This is a genomic window from Brevibacillus fortis (genome assembly GCF_003013395.1).
GTDB lineage: Bacteria > Bacillota > Bacilli > Brevibacillales > Brevibacillaceae > Brevibacillus > Brevibacillus fortis.
The window spans coordinates 79,957-103,565 of record NZ_PXZM01000033.1 but is presented as its reverse complement, the minus strand read 5'-3'; the positions used below and the strand labels follow the sequence as shown (position 1 = coordinate 103,565).

Below are 23,609 nucleotides of genomic sequence, written 5' to 3'. Positions count from 1 at the left end.
TTTTTCTTAAAAGGAAGTTCAAAAATTCGTCTTTTGATCACGAGCATTCATAGGTAGTTGATTGGGGGTAAACATGTGGCGAAGAAAAAAGGGTACCAAAAGTCCATCAGAGTGAAGCTCATAGAGCTGCTGATTTCCATCCTTGTGATTAGTGCACTTATTTATGTCTTTAGTTATACGGACAGCAACACTCTGAAAATTTTTACAGGAATTGCCTTCGGACTCTTTTTGTTTGGAGTCATTATCGTCAAATTCGGAAGCCCCGACGAACCGGAGCCAAAGAAAGAGGATGGCGTCACCAAACTGGTTCTATTGGATGAAGAGGGAGAGAGCGTAAAGGAGTGGTTCATCCAGGGGGAGACATCCCTTTTGATTGGCAAAAGCTCTTCGCAAAACGAGGTCGACATCGACTTGGCGGACGCGGAATACGCAGCCTTGATCAGCAAGCAGCATGCGGTTCTGAATCAAGCTTCCGGGAACTGGTTCATTGAGGATATTCATTCCAAGAACGGTACAGGCATCAAGCAACCGAACAAACGCGACAAGAGCAAGCTGGAGATTGAACAACCGCATAATGTAAAGGCTGGCGACATTATTTACATAGCGAATACCCGCTTGTTGCTGAAATAGCATCGGGTAATCATCGTTTTTACACACATACATATCGTCCTTGCACGGAACGAAACGGGGGAGCAGAAGAATGAGTTTGACAAGATGCGCGAATGGTCACATGTTTAGCACCAGAAAACACGGAAGCACCTGCCCTTATTGCAGCATGGTCGTTGAGCCTGGGGCGAAACCGGATAACAAAGCACCAACGAGAGTGGCAGAAGACGATAAGACGATGCCGTACCTGGGGGAAACAGAAGGGATCGAGCCTGTTACCGGTTGGCTGGTATGTATTGAGGGGCCGCAACAAGGTCAAGATTACCGCATTATGGCGGAGAAGAACTTCATCGGTCGCGCAGAGGATATGCACATTCGAATCGTCGGAGACAACACGATCTCTCGTCGCAATCATGCAGTGATTGTCTACGATCCGAAAAAACGCAACTTTTACTTGCTCCCGGGTGACGCGTCTGGGCTTGCCTATCATAACAATGAAGCGGTTTATACGCCAGTTGAGCTCACTGCGTACGATGTGCTCCAGCTCGGAAAAAGTACCTTTATTTTCATCCCGCTGTGCGGTGTTCACTTCGAGTGGGATAACTCCAACAAGGGCAAGGAATGATGAGCATGTTTCAACAGGGCGCAATTCCGTATCTGGTCGTCCTTGGCGTGATCATTGCCATTACTCTTTTGTTTCGTCTGCGTGCAGCTTGGATCCGGCAAGAAAAGAATCCCGTCATCCAGATTGGAAATGGACAGACGATCGGCAGACGCGAAGAACAGGATGATTACTTTTCTACAGCCACATCATCACATGGGACGATTGCGGTCTTGGCGGACGGGATCAGTGGGCTGGCTAACGGCAGACTTGCATCCACGCTTGCCGTGACCACGTTTATCCGTGAGTTTACAAAGCTAGACAACCCGAAGCACATGTCCCTGTTCTTTTCCCGTGCTGCTTCCCTTGCCAATTCGGAGATTTTGCAGGCGCTAAGAGGAAGTCGGGGTGGAACCACGCTGGTTACTGGCGTCATCGTAGAGGACAAGCTGTATTGGGGAGCGGTTGGGGACAGTATCATTACCGTTTTCCGGAATGGCGAATTCATCCCGATCAATCAAAAAGACATTTATGAGTCGGTGCTTGAGGCGCGTTTTCTGTCCGGGGAGATTACGAAGGACGAGGCATTGGAGCATCCGCAGAAAAAACAGCTGATCAACTACTTGGGGTATGAAAACTTTCAAAATATTGAAATTGGCCGTGAGCCGTTTCCGCTTGAGAAGGGAGACAAGGTCATTCTGTGCAGTGACGGTGTCTACGATACGTTAACCGAGATGGAACTGGAGCAGATTTTGTTCCAAAAGATCGCTGCCTATGACGCGGCTGACCAAATCATTGAAGCGGTGGAAAGCAAGCAAAAAGCCAATCAGGACAACGCAACCATTCTCATCCTGGAAAAAGGCTGGTAACGGGGGAGCGGGTAGTACGAATGAGAAAGGACAACAGTGAATTCATTACCGGGTTTCTATCCGAATCAGGCAGCTTCGTTCGCAATAAGGATTACTTTGCCTACGCACAGCTGGATGATATCGCGTGCTGGGTAATCGCCCGCGGATTGGACAACGATCAGGAAGTAGAGAGTGCGGAGTTGGCGGCCAAAAGCGTTCTGGGCTACTTTTTGCAGAAGCCGTCCATTTCGCGTTATCGCATACGCCGCTATTTGCAGGAGGCCCATCGTGTCCTGCAAGCTGAGAGCCATCGCGTCAGACTAAAAGCGAGTTTGACCGTAATCGTAACGGACTATGCCAGAGTGAGATACGGAGTGGCTGGTAACACCAGACTGTATCATTTTCGCAATGGCCGACTGCAATGGCAGAGCAAGGATCAAAGCCTTGCCCAACAGATGGTGGATGGGGAGGAAATCGCAGAGGACGCGCTTGATCAGCATGAGGAGCGACATAATCTCTTGAGCTATTTGGGGACACCCAATGAATTTCGCCCGTTTATCTCCAAGAAGCTTCCGCTCTATGACGGTGATGTTTTTCTGCTTGCTACCCCAGGTCTGTGGGAGAAGGTAAATCCTGCTGAAATGCAGGACGGGCTTCAAGAGGCGACTGATCCTGAAACCTGGATCGATACGCTGGAAGACGTGCTTTTGAGCAAGCAAGAGCATGTCATCCAAAACTACACGGCTGCCGCTATTTTTGCAAACAAAATATTCAAAACCGACCCGCAAAAAAAATGGCGGATTATTAAACGGGTGGCACTTATCCTTCTCGTGCTCGCATTGGCTGGAGGCGGAGCTCTGCTGTTCAAAATGAAGGAAGCGGAGCGCATAGCAGATGCAGCGACAGGGATGTTCGAGCATGAAACAGCCGGAGACGCTTTCATTGCGGAGAGCGATTATCCCAAGGCACTCAAAGCGTACAGCGATGCCCGAAATGCTGCAAATATCGTCAAAAACAAAATCCAAGCCAGCCTCTTGGCTAAAAAAATCCGCATTACCCAGTTGATCGTGGATGGAGATGCGGCTGTAAAAGATGAGCAGTACGCCAAAGCATTGGATAAGTACGACAAGGCGCTCAAGGAAATGAAAGGGCGCGAAGATTTTAACGAACCGGAGATTTTGGAGAAAAAAGAAAAGACGCAATCGTATGTGCTCGTCATGCAGTGGAAAAAGGAAGGCGATCTCCTGTTTGAGGCACAGGATTACGCTGGTGCGGAAGCCTATTACCAAAAGGCACGCAAACTGGCGCTGGAAACGTCTTTTGTGACAGGAGAAAAGGAGCTTCGCACCAAGCTGGACGAGGTAGCTTCCAAAAAGACTGGCATCGATAAGGAAAAGAAGACGCTCGACGGTGACAAGCTGGAAAAGCAAGGCGACGAGAGCTATGCGGCGCAAGACTTCGAGGGAGCGATCCAATCGTATACGATGGCGCAGGAAATTTATCAGGAGATTGGTGTGTTGGAAAAAGTTTTGGCGATGGAGCGTAAGGTGACAAAGGCAGAGGAGAAGCTGAATCCGCCTGCTGCTCCAACTTCGGCAGGCCAGCCACCTGTGCAAGGAGCGAGTGCTGCGAATCAATCTCCGACAGTTCCGGTTAATCAAACGGCACCGGTTAATCAGACAGCACCAATTAACCAAACAGCTCCAATTAACCAAACAGCACCGGTCAATCAGACAGCTCCGGTCAATCCGGTGGCTCCAACATATCAGCCAGTTCCGGCGCCCCAGGTAGTGCCGAACAATCAACCAGTCCCGCCAGTTAAGACAGCTCCGGCGACTCAGCCAGTTCAGACACCGCAAGCTAATCCACCAGCTACAGCTAATCCGACACAGGAGGAGGCAGCGACAACGCCATGAAAGAGATCGTACTAGATCGTTTGAACAAAATGGAGGAGCTGGAGCAGCGCAGGTTGCTCAAGCAGATCATGAACGGTGTCTTCCTCAACCTGGTCGAGTATCAGGAGGAGATGCAAAAGAAGCTGGAGGAGCGTGTTTTTTCCGAGATCGAGGATAAGGAAGAGAAGCATGACATCTACGTGACACTCTGTCATCGTGATGACTTTGACCCGATCCACGAGTATTTGTACCCGATGATCCCTGGCGATGAGGAAAAGAAGGTATGTGATCGCAAAGAGTTGGCGGTCAAGCTCAGCAACCAGGAAGAAGCGGTCATGATGACGATTTTTTTAGAGTGTGAGTACGACAAGATTATTGCGCTCATGATGAGCAAGCGAACCTTCAAGGGCCGCCTGAACACAGCAGGTAACCACTTTCCAATCGAGGTGCGCCTCCAACAAAGTCGCGTGTATATGGATGAGATGGAAAAGCTGTACAACATGTTTCAAAAGAACGGGATGCCGTGGAAAACGGTGAATCACCCTTACGCCAGCAAGTTTTTCGATGTCATTCTGGTTGCCTGTGAGGGCACGTTTACAGAAGACGAAGAAATACTGGAAATGTCGATTACCCTCGATGAGTGGGAGCCTTACAAAAAGCTGGACGTCATCCCGCTGTGGAACATCGAGCGTTTGGCTTTAAAAAACATCGGCTTTCCTGTACCTGCCATTGATCGGGTGAACTTCGAGCATGTCCTGTCGTTACGCAAGACGGGGAGTGAGCACGGGTATTTAGTGGATGGAGATGAAGAGCTGATTCGCTATATCAAGCGGTCCCCGGAGGAGCTGACGATTGTATCTCCTCAGGAGAAGTCGGGAGTTTGGAGCGTTTGCAAAATTACGCAGCCTGTCACGACCCGTATCGGAAGACTCGACTACGAATTGGTGTCCAATCGCCGCAAGAACAGCTTCATTGGGAGCTATGCGCGGAAGCAGGCGATAACCGTACGGGCCAAAGGGGAGATTATTCGAATCGTCCATTCCTTTGAGGCAGCTGATCAGCTGGAGCTAGTGAATGTCGAGATTCGGGACAAAAACAGTCGTCCTCCTGCCACATATGGTTTGAATCCGTTCATTAGCGATAATGTCCGCGTAGAAAATGACAAGAAGATCATGGCTCTCGGCTTTCGGAGACGCGGTGCGAACAGCTTTATTCTTCAAGATATGATGAGCTTTCTCGTCTCCGAGGTTCAGATGTATTTTCCGGAATACAAGTGTGAAGGAGAATGGGCTTGAATTACATCTGGGATTTGGTTATTCGTGCAAAACGCGCCGGGATCGCCCAAAAAGACATCCAGTTCAAAGCAGCCAAGGTGTATTCGCCCTACATGGAGCTGAGTCATGAGGCCATCAACGCCAAAACGGTGGACAAAACAGTAGAGGTGAATCCGTACTACCGCTTCGACGATATTTTCCGTGACCTTTTTGATGCCAACTACTTGGACGATACAGAGCTTCGGCATACCTTGTTTGATGTCATCGTCCATTTGCTGGCCGAGATCGATCTGTCGCAAGGGATGAACAAGCGTGAATACCACATTCGCTTTGTATTGCGTGATTTGGAAGCGGGACTGTTCGGCAGTCAGGTACAGGGAAATATCCGACTTTTTACTAAAGAGGAACGAGAGATTATCGCGGGCAATATTTTGCGCTTGTACGAGACGGGCGAAGCGGTGTACCTGCTTAAGGATACGATGCGAAAAATTTTCTCTCACTCTACCATATACGCCAATTGCGAAGAAAAAGATGAGCTGCTGATTTATGTGGGGCAATCGGAGAGTGAAACCGCACATGCCAAGCTCGCATTAATCAAGGATATTTTTCTGCCGGTTCGGTTCCATACAGAGATTTATTGGCGAAACCACTTCGGCATTTTGGATGTTGAAGAAACGATGCTAATTGACAGTGTTGCACTGTACTAGAGGTTTTTGACCGATTGACCCCAACGGACATCGGGAGAGAGGAGAGTTGGGATGTCTACCTATTCATACAAGCTTCATATGCAAAAAAGCAGTGGGGATGGCAATCATCGCAATCATCCAGGCGAAGCTACCTACACACGGGACGAGCTGATGGAGATGACGACCTTTCAGCTCCGCAATATTTGTTACAAGGAAAAGCTGGTCGGCACTGTCGTGAACAATCTCGATCGGGAAGGACTGCTGCAAACGATTCTGCGTTTTCGCGGCGCAGAAGAAAACCTCCTGATTGAGCGTGTTGTTCCGGGTGGAATTGAACGCCTCGAAGCCGTACTCCACAAATATTTGAACACACCTATGCCAGGTGTAGATGCGATCAAAATCCCAGCGAAGATGACCTTGTACATGGGTCTTTCCATTGACAAGCTGGACAACTATCGGGTTGAATCTGCCAAAGACTTGTCGGAATCCAATGTGCTTTTGGTAAACGACCATATGGAGCTATGTGGCATTTTGCATCTGCGCAAAGACGATATGGGAGCGGGGCATTTTACGCTCTACGCTCACCAAGATGCCCACTTAAGAAAAACCGTCAATCAAAACTACAGTCTGTTCTTTTTCCGCAAGCAGGATTCGGAGTATTTGTACAAGGCGTATTATCAGGACCATCCATTGCCGCCTGTCAATCTCCACTACTACAAAGTACCAGTGACTGACCTCGAAATCAGGGAGTTGGAAGAGACGGATGCCGTTTTGGCCATTGATTTTGGTACTTCCTCCACGACAGCAGGTACCTTTCTCGACCATCAGTATGTCAGCTCCCCTTCCAGCAACGACTTGTTGAATGGACGCATCCGCTTGAATGCGATCAATTACGTCTCCTTCCCCGATACGACACAAAAAATAGAGGAATGGATCGAGGTGCTGCCGACGGCTGTTAGCGTGGCGGATTGCTCTTCCCCACATGATGTTCGCTTTCACATCGGCTATGAAGCACTTCGGCACATGAAAAAGAACGGATACAGCACGAACGCAACCGTGTTTCAAGGTATCAAGCGCTGGGTGAACAGCTATCACAAGATGGAAGAGGTCATGGACAGCCAAGGAAATACCGCGACTGTCAAACGAAGCGACATCCTGCGCCAGTACCTTCTTCACGTCATTCAAATGGCCGAGCATCAATTCAAATGCCGCTTTCGTCATCTGCATATCACAAGTCCGGTCAAGCTGAAAACACAATTTCTGGAGATGTTCACCGAGATTTTACCTGAGTATCGCATCGAATCAGATCACGCCCTCGATGAAGGTATGGCCGTCCTGTTTAACACGATTGCCGATCAAATTGACAAAAACAGTTTTCTGGACGGTGAGACGTATCAAGCGCTCGTCATCGACTGTGGCGGAGGAACGACCGACCTGTCATCATGCCATTTCCGGATCGAGGACGGACACATCTCCTACCGCATTGATATCGATACGACCTATGAAAACGGCGACACCAATTTTGGTGGCAACAACATTACGTATCGCATCATGCAATTTATGAAAATCGTCTTCGCGGACTATTACGGCAAAGGGCGGCAAGTGACCGACATCGACCAAATCATCGACATCCCTGGTTCGGAAATATTCCGGTACGTGGATGAATATGGCGTAGACTCCGTCTATGAACGCTTCGAGGCGAAATATCGGGAAGCTGAGACGATTTTGCCGACTCGCTACAAGGAGTATGAAAACAAGAGCCGCGATGAATATCAGCGTGTACGCAACAATTTTCACTTTTTGTGGGACCTCGCTGACCATATGAAAAAAGAGTTTTTCCGCCAGACAGGCATTCTGCGCAATCGCTTCACAGCCGATACGGAAAATCGTCAGGAGCCTGATCTAAAGCTGACGGCAGTCGAGCGATGGGTGTTGTCGATACGGGAGGACGGTCGCTTCCGGGATGTGTTTGAATTTCCCGATGTTGTCTTCAACGCTAAAGAGATCAATCACCTGATCAAGGCGGATATTTACGAGATTTTACGCGTCTTCCTGGATGATTTTTACCAGCAGGGAAGACTGGCAGAATTCTCAATCATCAAGCTGACCGGGCAGTCGTGCCGCATTGATGTTTTCCGTGAAGCGCTCAAAGAATTTGTCCCTGGACGCAGTATCGAGTTCCGGCAAAAGTCGGAGGATGCGGGCAAGGTGCCAGATCTGAAGCTGTCTTGCTTGCGTGGAGCACTGCGCTATCAAAGCGCCAAAAAAGCCGGATTCATCGAAGCGAACATTACGAATCATGCGCCGATCGTCCCTTATTCCGTGACCGCCTTCACCCATAACAAGCAAGAGAGAGTGCTCATTCACAGTCAGGAAAAGCTGAGTCTCGTGCATGGTTCCATCTCGCGTCCCTACGGCGTGAGTGAGGTTGAATTTTTTCTCAAGGAAAGCGACGGCCAACTGCGGCAGCGGTATTTGTACATGGATGATCCTGCTCAGTACAAAACGGTGCTGTATGAAGATATCGCGAGCAAGTACGGTACACATATCCCGCAGGATGAGACTGACTCGATCCAAAATGGCGAGTCGAAATACTTCGTTTTTGCGAGCGGCAGCGAGTGGGGATTCCATGTCGTGCCAGTGGCTCGGCTAAATGAACAGCTCTCCTTGGGGAAAAAGGTATTCTTTGCGTTTGAGAGTGACTTGTCTGAGCTGGATTTCTTTGACGGGCTGAAATGATCAAATAAACAGGCAGCTTAATTGAACAGGAAGGGGGAACAGCGGTGTTTTCCCATCTCTATCCCAATTTTCATAAAGGTCGAATTCTCAAGCGAGAGATGCTTGAAAATCTGCGTGATTACCCGCGGCATTTTGTAGATTTGTACTTTCAGGATGATACAGACGGCATTATTTCCGGGATGGATGTAACGATAGGCGAAGGGCACCTCACTGTCAGCAGAGGAATCGTCAAGCATCAAGGGCGGGTTTACTTGTTCGACCGCGAAGAGCGTGTCCCTTATGAGGCTACAGGTATGGAGACAGTGCTCAAGATTCGTTTTCAAGAGGAGACTTCGCTGACCGACTATTACGTTTACGAGACGTCCTATGTTCTCGAACAGGAGATAGAGTCACGCCAGAATGAAAGGGAGTTGGGGCGCTTCAAGCTCAAGCAAGGGGCAAGGCTTCGCGGAGATTATCAGGATTTATCCGATATGGCAACCGAATTCAATACGTGGAATATCGTGCATGTCGAATATGCCGGGCGAAACGAACCAACGCTTGCTCCCTGCATCCTGCGGTATTTTGCGGATGAAATGTTGAAGACTGTCACCAATCACCCGTATGATCTCGCCTTTGTCATGCAGGCCATGAATGCGGACAGAGTAGAGCGGGGGCTCATTCTTCATTATATAGGCAACAGACTGGGGACTGGTTATCGCGAGTACACGAACCTGCAGATTCTCAAATACCTCGCACGTATATTGGACGACGCCAAGAGCGGCGGAAGGTCCTCAAAAACGGAGTGGAAAACAGGCGGGCGTCAGCGGGTTATTGTCGATTAACGAGAGGATGGTGAATGGTAATGGAGCGCATGGATGAAAGCATTATCGGCATGATGAATGAGCTTTCCGATGAGGATACACAGCCAGCAGCCATACGTTTTGGTCCAAAGGGTAAAAACCGACTGGATGTGGTGAGCAAATCATTTATTACGGTCGGGGAAGAGCGAATTCCTATGGAGGATAAGCTCGTCCTTGACGATCTCGTACAGATTAGACTCCCGAAGACATTTTCCATCATGAGTCCAGAAGTAGCAGCTCTGAAGTATCCATCGGAACGTAGACCTTCACTGATTTATACAAACGAAACGGCTTCAATCAATCTGGCTTTTACTTATACCGAGAGCAAGCTGACCGAATCTCCTGAACAGCTGCGAGCTTTTATGGATGTCATGAAGCAGATCTTGCGGAGGACACAGCCTCTCGCTCGTTGGCAGGAGGAAGGCATACGCGAGATTGCGGGGAGTCACATCGGATTTTTCGAGTTTGTCGCGCCCGCACTGGATACGGACATTTACAACCTGATCAGCTTTGTTTCGCTACAGGGACGCGCGCTTCTCTGCACGTTTAACTGCACGGAGCAGGAGCTGTCAGACTGGAAGCAGGTAGGCTGGGGGATCATGGATTCCTTGTCGATCGTGTCTACAGAGTCGGATGAAAATGCGAAGGGAGAAGGGAACCTATGAGTCTTCCTGTCATTGCCTACAACAATTTGCAAATCTCTCCTTATCAATTGACGCATCTGGTGGAACTGACGATTACGAAAAAGATCAATGAGCATGCCCGCCTGACATTTACGGGGATCGTACCAGAAGAATTGAAGGACAGCTATGTAGAAATGACGGAAGCACAGACCCCTATCGAAATCAGTCAGGTAGATAATGATGGCAACGCCACGCCGCTTTTTGCCGGGATCGTGCTGGAGATTGGGGTCAAGGCCGTACGGGACGTTTATTACCTGTACGTCGAGGCTGTCTCTCCTACATACAATCTCGATGTGAAGCGCAAGAGCCGTTCCTTCCAAAACAAAGCGATGACCTACGGTGCCCTCTTGAAAACAATCGCTGGGGAATACCCGGGGATGGATATCATGGACATGGCCTCTAATGGCGGGAAGCTGGGCTCCTTTACCATGCAGTATCAGGAGACGGATTGGCAGTTTCTCAAGCGGCTTGCTTCACGTTTTCAGACTGGGCTGATGCCCGCATCTGTTTTTGAAAAGCCGAAGTTCAGCTTTGGTGTGCCAGAAGGTGCTTCCAAGGGCAAGCTGGACGATTTTCACTATCGGGTACGCAAAAATTTGAGCGAATACCGCCATTCCTCGGAAAACGGGGTTAAGGGCGTGGATGAAAATGACTACATCTTTTACGAGGTAGAGACGGATCGTGTGCTTGATTTGGGCAATGGTGTGGATTTTAAAGGGAAGAGTCTGTATGTGTATGAGGCCTATACCGAGATGAAGAAAGGCTTGCTCAAGCATAAGTATTTGCTTGCGTCCAAAAAAGGAATGAGCCAAAAGCCACTCCACAATTCGCTCATTGTAGGCGCATCGGTGCAAGGGAAAGTCATTGAGGTCTCAAAAGACAACGTCAAAATCCACCTCGATATCGATGAGAGTCAGAGCAAGAGCGAAGCGCACTGGTTCCCGTATTCCTCGGTTTATACGGCTGAAGGAAACAGTGGCTGGTATTGCATGCCGGAGCTCGATGACTACGTGCGCGTCTATTTTCCGAGCAACAAGGAAAGTGACGGAATTGCGATCAGCTCTGTCCGGAAAAATTCAGACGAAGGCGAAACGAACAAGCTCGGGAATCCCGATATCAAATACTTCCGTACGGCCAACGGCAAAGAGCTGATGTTCAGCCCGTCGGAGGTATTGCTCAGCGCAAAGGACGGGGAAATCCTCATTCGCATGACCGACGCGGACGGCATCCAGATTTTCAGCAAGAAAAATATCAAGGTCGTCTCCGAAAAGGACATTTTGATGGACTCTGCCACGAAGGTGATTATCTCGGCGAAAGAGGAGATCAGTCTCACCTGCAAGGAGAGCAACATCAAGATGGACGGAAATACAAGCATCGTCGGGCAGGAGCTTAAAACCAATTGACACACATGGTTGCCACGCGGGTAACCGTGTGTTTGGTGTATGCAAAAACGGTGAGAAGAAGGGGGGATTGGCATGGAGAGAGAGGAAGCCTTGCAGCATTTCAAGGAGCACGAGGTGCCGAAGAGAACCATCGCCAGCCTGCATGCCTTGGATGCTTATTATCAGGCCAATAAAGAGAGGCTGGCAAAAGAATTTCTCTGTTCATTTGAAGCAATATGCCAACGCGTGGTTGATAAGCAGGCGCAAGGGATAAAGGGCAAGCTGGCGTATTTGACCTACTCCATGCTGCGGACCGAGCTGCTTTTGGGAAGTAGTCATTATTTGCTGGAAGCCACGGACAGCAGTTGGTTTTTTGATCCGGTGGAGTGTCAAACCACCTATGATGCGAGCTGGGCTTTCCGCTTTTTGGATCGGCTCGCAGACGAATGGAGCGAGGCTGCCAGAGCGTATGCCGGACAGATAAGTGTTCCCGATATCGAGCGAATCAAGCTCGTGGAAGCAGAGAAATTTCATCAATATGTCGTCCACCTGATCCGTTATGCCATGGTGCAGGCTGTTTGGCTGGAGGTCTTCCAAAAGGTGGACAAGGAGCCGGAGCTGGAGGTGCGTGTCGGAGAATATATGGATCAAAGCGAGATCGTGTACGGTCTGGACACCCGCAACAAAGATCCCGAGATGATTCGTGCGTGGCTGGAAGAAAAGCAAGAGCTGGAATACGGCTACAAGGTTTTAGGTGGCCTCGACTTGGCAGAAGGACAATTCGACGGTTTGGACCTGCGCTATTCGGACTTGTCGGACAGTCAGTTAACAAATGCAACCCTTCGTGAAAGTGTACTGGTTGGAACGAGATGGCATCGTGCCCAACTGCAAGCGGTTGATTTAGGCGACAGTCTCATTCACGGAGCGGATTTTACCGGAGCGAATCTTTTAGGAGCGAGTTTTCGTGAGGCATCCGGGCCAAGGGGGCTTTTGGAACCAGATGCGTGGGAGATGCCCGGCTTTGATGGCGTCTTGTTTGTCGGAGCGAACCTGACCGGCACTGATTTTACCGGGGCTGACCTGCGTGGCGCGGACTTTTCGGATGCGAATTTGACCGGAGCGAATTTTAGCGGAGCGCTTCTGGAGGGAGCCATATTCCCGGAGGATGTCAAAGAGTCGGTTCTATTAGATGAGCTTCAGGAGCGACATGTCATTTGGCGAGAGGGGAGTAAGGCATGAATTATTTCATCTTGTCACAGGACGAGCGAATCTCGAGTGCGGTGGAGCCAACAGGCGTCTTTGACGTCATCCGGCAGGAGTGGCTCACACCTGATTATCAGGAGGAGCTGGACGAAGCGATCATTCAGTTCGACATCAAGCAAAAGAGAGAGAACGACTACTTGGATTTTATCGACAGACCGATCCCGCTTTATTCCAATCGCTTAAAGACAATCATCCACAAGTTCGCGCCGAAGCTGTTTGTCAAATCCGTTGTGCTGGTGGACATGGAGCGGATCAAGCAGGATTTGTACTGGATGATGATCCTGCCGCGTGTGAACTGCCTGTCCGAGCAAAGCGAGTTTCATAAGGACGGCTCACTCAAAAGGCTGGTTCTCAATCCAGAAAAGATTGGACGCCATACAATTTTTCAAATCGAAGGGATTCGTGAACCGTACATCATCATCGATTTGCGGCTGGCGGAAGCTTTGCTGCGAAGGGACTTTTTCGGTATCCGTTTGAAAAAAGTGGAGCAAGCGGGGAGGAGAATGAGTCATGCCCATGATTGAAGATGTCAACGTAGTGCCTTCGTCCGGACCGAAGAAAAGCTACGTCGTGGCAGGAGCCATTCTCACGTGCGACTACGGAAGCCAGAAGAACAAGCTGAAAACGCCGTTTAGTCATGGCGTGTACATTCGCAACCAGGCACAAATGAACGTGAATGACTATATGCCGCAAGTGAACATCATGCCGTTTGGCAAATGCAAATGCGAGAAAAATCCAACGGTCGCAGCTGCTACCGCGGCCAACAACGGCGTACTCAAGCCGATGCCATGCGTTCCCGTAGTTACGATGCCCTGGATCGAAGGCAAGGCAGATGTACTCGTGGAGAACCATCCCGCCCTGTTAAACACCAGCACGAACATGTGCATATATGGAGGCTGCATTCGCATCGAAGACGACGGACAGGAGCAATCGTGAGGGGGATTGTATGAATACGACAGAGAAGCTGGCTGGATACGAGAATATCCAGTTGGACTCACCCTTTGAAATCCAAAGCCTACAAGATGTCAGAATCGTGAAGAGAGTCAATGAGCACGCCAGATTGTTCGTCACCGGAATCATCCCGGAGGAGAAAAGCGACCGCTACATCGAGATGGCGACGAGCGAGGATGCCGTCGCACTGAATCTGGTGGAAAACGGTGCGCTGACGAAGACGCTGTTCAAAGGACTCGTGGATTCCGTCAGTGTGAATTTCGTTCACGGCGTGTACCATTTGGAGCTGGAAGCAGTCTCGCACACGCAGCGAATGGACGGTCAGCGCAAGCTGCGCTCTTTTCAGCATAAACAAATGACGTATGCCAGTCTGCTGGATGAAATCACGAAGGACTATCCCGGCTCGGATTATTTGGACCATGCTTCGAACGGAGCGCCGCTTGGGACCATCGCGATCCAGTATCAGGAGACAGACTGGCAGTTCTTGAAGCGACTGGCCTCTCGTTTCGGCTCCATCCTCGTCGCAGAAGCTGTCGCGGATACGCCCAAGTTCTGGTTCGGCTTGCCCGAGGGACGCACTGCCCAATTGACAGACGCCAGCTACACCGTCAGCAAAAGGCTGTCGCCCTATATGGAAACGACAGAAAACGGCTACGCGGCAGGAATGTCAGAAAACGATTTTCTCACCTATGAAGTCGAAAGCGGACAGGTCCTCCAGCTCGGAGACCGCGTGAACTACCAAGGCAAAGAGCTGGTCGTCGCCGGGGCCACCACGAGGATCGACCATGCCCTGATGATACATACCTATCAGCTCATGCCCGAAGCAGGCATCCGGCAAAATCCCATCCGCAACGACGACATCTGCGGCGCCGCACTGGAAGGCAAGATCATCGACATCCAAAAGGACACCGTCAAAATCCACCTCGACATCGATCCGAAGCAGCCCAAGGCAGAGGCGAGCTGGTTCCCGTATGCCACCGTCTACTCGGCAGAGGGCAACAGCGGCTTTCACTGCATGCCGCAAATGGGCGACTCCGTGAAGCTGTACTTCTCCACGCCAGATGAAGAAGGGGCTATGGCGGTCAGCTCCGTGCGAAAAGGTGGAGGCAGTACTGCGAAGACGGGCAATCCCAGCATTAAGTACTGGGGAACCAACTTTGGCAAAGAGCTAATGTTGGGCGGCAAGGAGCTCGTTCTCACAGCCAAGGAGAGCGAAGAAGGCAATATTTTTATCAAGCTGCATGAAGAGGATGGCATCGAGATTCACAGTATGCATCCGATCGTATTTTCCTTGGAAAAAGATATGGAGATTACGTCAGATACGAAGGTCGAGATCAAGGCCAAGGAAGCTATTTACCTCATGTGCAGCACCAGCAGCATGATTTTGGACGGGGAAGTGGATCTCCAAGCGCCGAAGATTGAGATGGTTGGGCTGACGAAGGCGCCTGTGGTTGTGGAGGATTTGCCGCAGGAGGAAGAAGAGGAAGAAGTCGTTGAGGAGGAGCAGGAGGAAGAGGATTCTGGATGGGGTGGATTTCTGGATGGTGTACAGCTAGCGTTGGATGTTGTGGGACTCATTCCGGGTCTGGGAGAAGTAGCTGACCTAGCGAATGCGGGTATTTCCCTCGCGCGTGGGGACTATGCAGGAGCGGCATTATCTCTGGCAGCGTGTATTCCCTTTGCAGGATGGGCGGCAACCGGAGCCAAGCTAGGAGCCAAAGCACATAAAGCACTAAAGGGAACGAAAGCAGGACAGAAAGTGCTTGAGGTAGCAGACTCAGCAGCGGATGTTGTGAAGAACGTAGCAAATGCCGTTGAAAGTACCGTAGGGAAGGTCTGGACGGCTGCCCGCAAAACACTAGACGAGATGGATGTGATGCAAGCCGTCCAGCGAATCAAGGAGCAGTTGCACGCCAGCATCATGGCTGCAAAAGATGCTGTCATCAACAAGGCAACACAGATGAAGGAACAGCTCATGCAAAAAGCGAGGAAGCTGCGCGATGATATGCAAGAAAGCTTGCAGAATTTAGCGGACAGTTTGGGCCCTCAGTTACAAGTGGCGGAAGGGTTTCCAGTAAAATTCTCGAATAAAAAAGATGTGGTGGAGCTTCCACGAACCGAGAATCAGCGGAAGTGGGACGAGACTTTTGGAAGGCCGAATGAGCCGAAGCCGAATCAAAAGCCACCGGAGAAGCCGCCTGAGGGGACGGGTAATGGTGGTAAGGGCGAAAAGCCTCATTTATATGATGCAGATGGGAAATATACTGGAGGAAGAACACAAGCAGAGTTGGACGATTTGGCACACGATCCAGCTCATGCTGGTTCGACAAGGCAGATTGATATTGATAAAGGAAAACATGAGGCAAGGGTTGGGTTAGAATTAGAGGAGGCAAGAAAACTAGATGGACCTATAACTAGGGATCCATCTGGAAAGGCAGAATTCATAGATGCCAAAGGGCAAGCATGGGATGTTAAGTCCTTTAATTCAAATTATCCGCCTAAAAAGGGTGGTTATAAACTTACAAGCGCCATGAGGTCAATTAATAAATCTCTAAGTGAAGGTGAAAATGTGATACTTGATGTCTCTAATTTAAGTATCGAAAACAAAGCAGAACTTTTGCAAGAAATTACAAATCAAGGCTTAATGAATAAAGTCGTTATATGGCCTTAGGCGGTGATAATGAATGGATTTATTTACAAAGTTAAAAAAATATACTGAGTTTTCAATGGGTCTATCAAAAGAAGTGTGCGAACTTATTTATCAAGATACTTCTTTTGAGGGAATAGTGTTTACGGGGTATGATTTAAACAATAGCAGTTTTTTAGAAGTAGTATTCAACAGTTGTGACTTTTCAAATGTATATTTAAGTGGAGCATCACTGTGCGGTAGTACCTTTAATAGGTGTGAATTTTTGGGGAATATATTCAGGAAAGGTAATGCTGACTATTCGAGCTTTAATTCAACAGTTCTCAAAAACTTAGATTCATTTAGAACTACTTTTTATGAATCTCAATTTTTCGATGTGAAAGTTTCTAATTCTAAACTTGAACTAACTTATATGGATGACTCAACATTTTCAGAAGTAGAATTTGAAAACACAGAGTTTTTATCATCAACATTTAATAATTCTACTTTTAAAAATGTGAAATTTATCAATTGTTGCTTTGAAAATACGAAATTCCTAAATATCACTGGTTTTGATGAGGTGCATTTTGTAAATTCAAGTATTACAATAAATGGAGAGTTGAAAATTGGTTTATCAAGTCATGAGATGAAGAATCTATTGAATTTTAGCATTTCTCAATAAGAATCAATTAATAAGTAAACATGAAGATTCTCAGCGTAGAAGAAGGGTCTGTCAAGAATTTAGTGTAAACCCATGTAACCTCCAAAAAACATGAATGTACAATACAATCAATTTACAAACAAGAAACAACTTGATTATCAAACTGTTTAACTTTCAAAGGCTGATGCCATCTTTCAACAATAAGATGGAATCAGCCTTTTTTGCATGTTCAAAATCAAATGAGCGAAGGTGCGGGTACGGCAGTGACTGCGGCAAAGCTAACGACGAAAGCATTGAAAGTCACAAAAGCGATGTCCAAGGCAACAAAAGCGGTCAAGGCAGCGGACAAAGCACTGGGTGTATCGAAAGCGGTAAAGGCGACGGCTAAAAGGCAAGGTCGTCACTGCTGCGCGGAATATTCAGGAGAGCTTGAGCAAGCTTGAGGCTGTGCAGAAGCTGAAGAAGAGTATGCTCGGCAAGTTCATGCAGGCTACACGATTACAGAAAAAGTAGAATCCATTACGAACGTCTATGGTGAAGCCACTCGTTATGAGTATGACAAGGAATGGCAAATCATTGGAGTGGTAGATCCAACCGGGGCGAAGACCAGCATCGAACGCGATGCCATGGGCAGAGTGACGTCTGTCACCGATCCTTTGGGGAACCGTCAGCGCTATGAATACGATGCGGCGGGACGTTTACTGGCTGTCTATGATGCAACCGGACAGAAAGTGAGCGGGCTCACCTATGATGGTGCAGGCAATATTCTTGCCCATATAGACGGACTCGGACGAACAACCCAATACCAATTCAACAAGCTTCATCAAGTCATTGCCACAACGAATGCGGCTGGACAAAAAAACAAGTTCTCCTATGATGCAGCCGCAAGACTGACAGAGGTATTGGAAAATGAAACAGCCGTCTACAAGCAGCAATACGACGGAGAAGGCCGCCTAATGAGCTATACTGATGCCAATGGCAATGCCACCACGCTCTCCTACGATGCCAGTGGTTTGCTTTTAGCTGAACGCAATGCTACTGGAGAAGGAACGACCTACCGCTATGACAAGCGCGGATGGTTGACCGACAAGACCAATGCGCGCGGTCAGGAAACGCACTACCGTTACGATGCAGCCGGACAGCTCATTGAGCAGCAGGACGAAGCGGGGACTGTTCGCAGGACTTTCGACGCCGAGGGTCGAGTGGTGAGAGTCAAGGAGGACGGAAAAGAAACCAAGCGCCGTACCTACGATCTTTTGGGACGAATCGTCTCCAGCACAGATCAATATGCAAATACGCTACAGTACACCTATGATGCGGGAGGCAGACTGGCAACGCTCGTCTATCCAGATGGCAAGACGGTTCGCTATACGTACGATCTCGCAGGGCAATTGACCACTGTCACAGACTGGGCAGGTCGTGTCACAAGGTACACGTACGATGAAAATTACCGCCTCATCCGTACAGAGAGACCTAACGGCACCGTAGAACAGCGTCACTATGACGCAGCCGGACAGCTTCTCCGACTTTGGGATCAAAATGCGCAAGGCGTCATGCTCCAGCAATATCGTTTTGTGTACAACGAGCTCGGGCAGATCATACAAGAGGAAGAAAAGCAGTACACCTATGATGCACTCCGGCGCCTGACGAGCGGAGCCATGGCAGGACGAAAGATTCTCTATACCTATGATCAGGGCGGGAATATTACCGCAATCGGGGATTCAGGTTCGAGTCCTGCTATGACGATGACGTACGCCAAGGACAACCGACTAGACACGGTAGATGGTCAACCCGTTCAGTATGACGAGGACGGCAACCTTCTACTGCTACCGGGCAAGCAACAGCCAGATGCGTATGTGTACGATGCCCGCAATCGTCTTGTTCGTGCCGGACAAGCTCGCTACACCTATGATGCTGAATACGTGCGCACCTCTATGACCTGGAACGGTAAGACGACACGGTATGTGGTCGACCAGAACGCTGATTTGACCCAGGTTCTCATGGAACTGGAGGAAAATGGAGCAGCCAAAGCGTATTATGTATATGGACTGGGGCTTATTGGTCGCGAGGATGCGCAAGGCGATTATTTGTCCTATCACGCGGATACGCGCGGAAGCACGACCCTGTTGACCGACGAGCATGGTCGAGTTACTGACCGTTATACCTACGGATTGTATGGAGAACTGGAAGAGCACGAGGGTAGGACAAAACAGCCGTTTTGCTATAACGGCCGCGATGGAGTCATGACCGATCCGAATGGGTTGTATTACATGCGGGCGCGGTATTACCATCCGGGGTTGAAGCGGTTCCTGAATCGAGATGTGCTCCAAGGGGATATGACGGACGGGCAGACGTTTAACCGTTTTGCATATGTGAATGGGGATCCGATTGGGTTCATTGATCCGTTGGGATTGATGAAGTGTAAAGAAGAATCAGAAGTATATTATAGAACAATGTCGGAAAAACATTATAAAAGATTGGAAAAAACAAATATAATGCCTGGTACAGGTGAAACTTTTATTTCACCTACCAAGGAGTATGCAGCACAGTACGAAGGAGTACTAGTAAGGTTTGAACTTAAACCTGGTACTACGGCAAAATTAGAGGAAATAGGTTTGAAAAACGATTCTCCAATTACAAATGTTAAGTATCCAGAAATGAAAGAAATCAGTAGCGTCTCCAAATGGAATGAGAAATATGCACACTTTAAAGGGGAGGGTCTCTCTGGTAAAAAAGGGATAGGAAAACCCCAAATAAATATAGGCCTAGGAAAAGGAAAAGCATTGGATATTTTTAATGATAATATTACTAGTTTTGAAAGGATAGAAAAATGAATCAAGAACTAAGAATACTAATAAATAAACTTATTGGCGGTGAAATAACAGATCTAGAATTTTTGGATTTGTTCAAGGGAAATATAGAAATAACTAGCTACTTTGACAAACTGTTAGAAGTGATTTGTATAGAAAAAAATAAAAATGACCTAGGATTACTATTTTATATAGGATTTACATTCGATTTGTTTGATGAAAGACATTTGGAAATGTTAAACCAGTTAATTACTGAAGCTTGGCATAAGGCACATGAGGATATTGCTGGCTTGCTTCAATATTTTCAATCAAATTCATCGGTAGAAAGTCTTTATAAAGCAGCATTAACAAAATTTGAGTATCTTCATTACACAAATGCCCTTGCCGTAAAATGTATTTGGGCTCTAGGTGATATAAATACGCCAGAGTCTAAAGAGAAATTAGAACTCTTAAGTAAATCAAAGGAAAAAGAAATTAAAAAGAATGCTTTACACCAATTAAAAAGAATCACTAATAGTATAAAATAATTACCAAAGTGAACACATTTATGAAATATTCGAAAAAGCGACAGGTGATTTAGTTACTTGTCGCTTTTTGAAATTTTTTATACGCAAGAACAACTACTTGATCGGATCGTTTTGCTTGAAATTATTGTTCCCTATGGAGATATTTTTGAAGGTCGAGATATCGGATTACTCTTCGATTGCATCTGGGACGAAGAAAATGGTCTAGGACTCCGGCTTTTAAATGAAGAAGTAACAGAAGTCGGCTACCAGGATGTTGCCATTTAAACTTTCACTTGAATAGTTTAAAAAGCTTATTCCCAATTGAATGGTAAGGTGGAATAAGCTTTCCTTGTATACTGAAAATCTGACTCAGAGGTCTAGGCCATGCTTGGAGGTTTTTGAAACATGGAAAAAATCGTCGATGAAACATTACTGGATAACGATGATGATATAAGAATGTATGAGGGCCAGCCTTTCACAAGGACTGGGTATGTAAATTATCCGAACGGCGTTATTTTTGGATCAGAATAAAAGTGGAACATGATATCATTCTGCAAGTGGATGTAGATTACACCAAGAACGGTTATATCGATTAGCTTTCAATGAATCGAAATCCAGCTCGGCCCAGGCCTTTCCTGGTTTTTTTGTGTTCTCCCAAATCCCACACTTTCCCCTTACTTTTCACGAGGTTATCCCGAACATTCCCAACGCTCGTACGGTACGATTGGTTTGTAAGAAACAAGAGAAGACAGGGAGTGTTCACACATGAAAAAAATGCTTTCCGTATCTGTAATCGCAGCGAGCTTGTTGGTAACGAGTGCCGTAGGAGCTTTTGCGGCTGAGAAAGAAGGGAAAGAAGCAGGGTGGAAGAGCCTGCCTGAAGTTCAAGCACTAAAAGCACTGCAAGTGGAGCAAAAAGCTCTCCAAGATAAACTGAAAGCTCAAACCCAAACCAACAAACAGGCATGGGACGTTCTTTGGGGCGATGTAACGCCAGAAGTACGTGAAACAGTGAAAAGCGCGCTGGCAGAGACAAAGCCGCTGCGTGAAGAGAACAAGGCGCTGTCTGCTGAATTGAAGGAAGCGAAAAAAGCAAAGGATAAAGAAAAGGTAGCGAGCATCAAGGCTGAAATCGCCGCGAACCATACGGCTATCGAAGAAAAACTCGCTCATGTCCAAACTGAATTGGCGCAGGTAAAAGAGAAAAAAGCTTCTTTCAAAGAGATGAACCAAGAATTGAAGCCAATTCGAACAGAAAAGAAAGCGAACAAAGAGCAAGCGAAAGAACTGAAAACAAATGAGAAAAACACAGTGAAAGAAGCGAAGGAAGTATTCAAGGCAGGAGACAAGGAGCAAGCAGCTGCATCCTTGCAAGAGGCTGCTGATCTGTTGAAAGAACTGATCGAGGTACAAAACGAGATTTTGGAGCAAAAGCAAGCGATTACCGAGATTATTCAATAAGGAACGTCTACCATAGTAGTGAAGGCCCGTGGCACGCAAGCGGGCTTTTTTCATTCCCCAATTCGTTAAACTCCTTTGAAACAACTAAGGCTTCTACCAACCCGAAAAGGAATGGTACGAAAGCCTTTCTCTTTGCCTCAAAATCATTCCATTCAGGACTAACGACCCATTCATAAAATCCCAAAAAATACCGATTGTTAGATAGTGTGTAAAATAATGGTCTTAATTGGAAGGGTGAATCCATTTCCCTAGAAGTATCGGAGGGATGGGGTTCATCTGGCAAGGAGGGGATACCATGAGCAATCGAACACTCACTTATGGAGATATACAAGTCTCGCCCTATGAATTTACTCATTTGCAAACCCTGAAAGTCGTGAAAAAGATGAACGAGCATGCGCGACTGACGCTCACGGGGATCATTTCTGAAGAGCGAAAAGATAGCTACGTGAACCAAACAAATGCGCAAACACTGATCAACGTGGCACTAGCGGATGAATCGGGCAAGCCGAAAACATGGTTCCAGGGCATCGTCTTGCGCGTCCAAGTCAAAGCGGTTCGCGGTATTTATTACTTGTCGCTTGAGGCAGTTTCTCATACCTATTTGCTGGATGTCAAAACGAGAAAGCGTTCGTTTCAAAACCCGGCGATGACCTATGCGGGGCTAGTGAAAACAGTTCTGTCCGGGTACGGAAAAGCTGATTTTATTGACTCTGTTACGAATGGCAAGGCTTTGAATACGTTTATCATGCAGTATGAAGAAACCGATTGGCAGTTCCTGAAGAGGATGGCGTCGCGCTTTTATACAGGTTTGATCCCGACAACGGCTTTTGACATTCCCAAGTTTTATTTCGGTTTGCCAAAGGGTCAAGATAAAGGAAAGCTTGCCGTTAGTCATTATACGGTGCACAAGCGTGTCGGGGATTTTCAGAGTGATGCAGAGAACAAGGTTCCGGGAATCGATGACCAGGACTATACCGTGTATGAAGTGCAGAGCGAACGAGTGCTAGAGGTCGGCAATGAGGTGAACTTCAAGTCCAGACCACTTGTTGTCGGAGAAGCGGTTACGGAGATGAAGGAAGGCATTGTCACGCACACGTACAAGCTTTTTCCGCGTCTAGGTCTGGCGCGTAAGAAGCAGTATAACCATGCTATCATCGGGGCGTCCATCCAGGGGCGGGTGCTGCAAGTGCAGAAGGACAATGTGCGGGCCAAGCTGGACATGGATGATCAGCAGGATCAGAGCACGGCATATTGGTTCCCTTACTCCACGATCTATGCCTCCGAGGATCAAACGGGTTGGTATGTCATGCCAGAGCTGAACGACCAGATTCGGATTTATTTCCCGAGCAAAAAAGAAGAGGACGGTATCGCGATTAGCTCTGTTCTCAAGGAAATCCCAGATGACAAGCCAGCGGCGCCCCAAAAGAAATCCACGCCGAAAAGCAATCCAGGTGGAGGTGGAGGTGGCGGGGGAGACCGAATGAAAGACCCTGCTGTAAAAACGTTTCGTACCAAGTATGGCAAAGAAATCGTGCTGGCTCCTGACAAAATTGTGATTACGACAGGAGATATGTCGATCACGATCAGTGATACGAGTGGAATCGATATCAAGAGCAGCCAGAACGTGAATATTACAGCGAATCAAGACATAAAGCTATCGGCTGCTTCTCTTCATATTAGTGCGGATAAAGTAGAGCTGAGTGGAAAAGGAAATACGATCAAACTGGAAGACAAGATCGAGATGAAAGGTTCGGAAATCAAGATGAACTAGGGGG

The 23,609-nt window shown here is 47.9% G+C and carries 21 protein-coding genes and 1 pseudogene; all 22 read left to right on the top strand.

The window, feature by feature from the left end; all coding sequences use genetic code 11:
* Positions 1-75: 75 nt before the first annotated feature.
* The 22 genes and pseudogenes from C7R93_RS20180 (at position 76) to C7R93_RS20080 (ending at position 23,605) form a co-directional block, all read left to right on the top strand.
* Entirely contained in the window at positions 76-630 is a 555-nt protein-coding gene (locus tag C7R93_RS20180) for an FHA domain-containing protein (protein WP_106840494.1), read from the top strand.
* Positions 631-700: 70 nt separating this feature from the next.
* Entirely contained in the window at positions 701-1,231 is a 531-nt protein-coding gene (locus tag C7R93_RS20175; RefSeq protein WP_106840493.1) for an FHA domain-containing protein, read from the top strand.
* 5 nt (positions 1,232-1,236) lie between these two features.
* Positions 1,237-2,076, top strand: coding sequence for a PP2C family protein-serine/threonine phosphatase (locus C7R93_RS20170; RefSeq protein ID WP_106840506.1), 840 nt, complete (start codon positions 1,237-1,239; stop codon positions 2,074-2,076).
* A 20-nt stretch (positions 2,077-2,096) separates the two neighbouring features.
* Entirely contained in the window at positions 2,097-3,971 is a 1,875-nt protein-coding gene (locus C7R93_RS20165) for a PP2C family protein-serine/threonine phosphatase (RefSeq protein WP_106840492.1), read from the top strand.
* Positions 3,968-5,245, top strand: coding sequence for a normocyte-binding protein (locus C7R93_RS20160; RefSeq protein WP_106840491.1), 1,278 nt, complete (start codon positions 3,968-3,970; stop codon positions 5,243-5,245). The genes C7R93_RS20165 and C7R93_RS20160 overlap by 4 nt, the downstream gene beginning before the upstream one ends.
* Complete coding sequence (locus C7R93_RS20155) at positions 5,236-5,931, top strand: iron-dependent peroxidase (protein WP_106840490.1); 696 nt, start codon at positions 5,236-5,238, stop codon at positions 5,929-5,931. The genes C7R93_RS20160 and C7R93_RS20155 overlap by 10 nt, the downstream gene beginning before the upstream one ends.
* 51 nt (positions 5,932-5,982) lie before the next feature.
* Positions 5,983-8,649, top strand: coding sequence for an acetate and sugar kinases/Hsc70/actin family protein (locus C7R93_RS20150; protein WP_106840489.1), 2,667 nt, complete (start codon positions 5,983-5,985; stop codon positions 8,647-8,649).
* A gap of 44 nt (positions 8,650-8,693) precedes the next feature.
* Positions 8,694-9,473 carry a DNA and RNA helicase gene (locus C7R93_RS20145; RefSeq protein ID WP_106840488.1) on the top strand — a complete coding sequence of 260 codons (780 nt, stop codon included), beginning with the start codon at positions 8,694-8,696 and terminating at the stop codon, positions 9,471-9,473.
* A gap of 14 nt (positions 9,474-9,487) precedes the next feature.
* A complete protein-coding gene (locus C7R93_RS20140; RefSeq protein WP_106840487.1) occupies positions 9,488-10,156 on the top strand; it encodes a hypothetical protein in 669 nt (222 codons plus the stop codon).
* Entirely contained in the window at positions 10,153-11,577 is a 1,425-nt protein-coding gene (locus tag C7R93_RS20135) for a contractile injection system protein, VgrG/Pvc8 family (RefSeq protein ID WP_106840486.1), read from the top strand. Before C7R93_RS20140 ends, C7R93_RS20135 begins: the two co-directional genes overlap by 4 nt.
* 72 nt (positions 11,578-11,649) lie before the next feature.
* Complete coding sequence (locus tag C7R93_RS20130) at positions 11,650-12,795, top strand: pentapeptide repeat-containing protein (RefSeq protein ID WP_106840485.1); 1,146 nt, start codon at positions 11,650-11,652, stop codon at positions 12,793-12,795.
* A complete protein-coding gene (locus C7R93_RS20125; protein WP_106840484.1) occupies positions 12,792-13,343 on the top strand; it encodes an imm11 family protein in 552 nt (183 codons plus the stop codon). Before C7R93_RS20130 ends, C7R93_RS20125 begins: the two co-directional genes overlap by 4 nt.
* A complete protein-coding gene (locus tag C7R93_RS20120) occupies positions 13,330-13,755 on the top strand; it encodes a DUF4280 domain-containing protein (RefSeq protein WP_106840483.1) in 426 nt (141 codons plus the stop codon). The genes C7R93_RS20125 and C7R93_RS20120 overlap by 14 nt, the downstream gene beginning before the upstream one ends.
* Before the next feature lie 10 nt (positions 13,756-13,765).
* Positions 13,766-16,441 carry a contractile injection system protein, VgrG/Pvc8 family gene (locus C7R93_RS20115; protein ID WP_244191595.1) on the top strand — a complete coding sequence of 892 codons (2,676 nt, stop codon included), beginning with the start codon at positions 13,766-13,768 and terminating at the stop codon, positions 16,439-16,441.
* A gap of 13 nt (positions 16,442-16,454) precedes the next feature.
* Positions 16,455-17,078, top strand: coding sequence for a pentapeptide repeat-containing protein (locus C7R93_RS20110; RefSeq protein WP_106840482.1), 624 nt, complete (start codon positions 16,455-16,457; stop codon positions 17,076-17,078).
* A 200-nt stretch (positions 17,079-17,278) separates the two neighbouring features.
* Complete coding sequence (locus C7R93_RS20105) at positions 17,279-17,500, top strand: hypothetical protein (RefSeq protein WP_106840481.1); 222 nt, start codon at positions 17,279-17,281, stop codon at positions 17,498-17,500.
* Between the two features lie 138 nt (positions 17,501-17,638).
* Positions 17,639-19,891, top strand: coding sequence for an RHS repeat-associated core domain-containing protein (locus C7R93_RS20100; RefSeq protein WP_244191594.1), 2,253 nt, complete (start codon positions 17,639-17,641; stop codon positions 19,889-19,891).
* The gene (locus C7R93_RS20095) at positions 19,888-20,394 is read left to right on the top strand and encodes a hypothetical protein (RefSeq protein WP_106840480.1); all 507 of its coding nucleotides are present in this window, start codon (positions 19,888-19,890) and stop codon (positions 20,392-20,394) included. The genes C7R93_RS20100 and C7R93_RS20095 overlap by 4 nt, the downstream gene beginning before the upstream one ends.
* Positions 20,395-20,475: 81 nt before the next feature.
* Positions 20,476-20,658: pseudogene (locus C7R93_RS20090) on the top strand (DUF6985 domain-containing protein); the annotation flags it as partial.
* A 120-nt stretch (positions 20,659-20,778) separates the two neighbouring features.
* A complete protein-coding gene (locus C7R93_RS30950; protein WP_279629454.1) occupies positions 20,779-20,904 on the top strand; it encodes a hypothetical protein in 126 nt (41 codons plus the stop codon).
* Positions 20,905-21,138: 234 nt separating this feature from the next.
* Complete coding sequence (locus tag C7R93_RS20085) at positions 21,139-21,834, top strand: hypothetical protein (RefSeq protein ID WP_106840478.1); 696 nt, start codon at positions 21,139-21,141, stop codon at positions 21,832-21,834.
* A 295-nt stretch (positions 21,835-22,129) separates the two neighbouring features.
* A complete protein-coding gene (locus C7R93_RS20080) occupies positions 22,130-23,605 on the top strand; it encodes a contractile injection system protein, VgrG/Pvc8 family (protein WP_106840477.1) in 1,476 nt (491 codons plus the stop codon).
* The last annotated feature ends 4 nt before the right edge of the window (positions 23,606-23,609 follow it).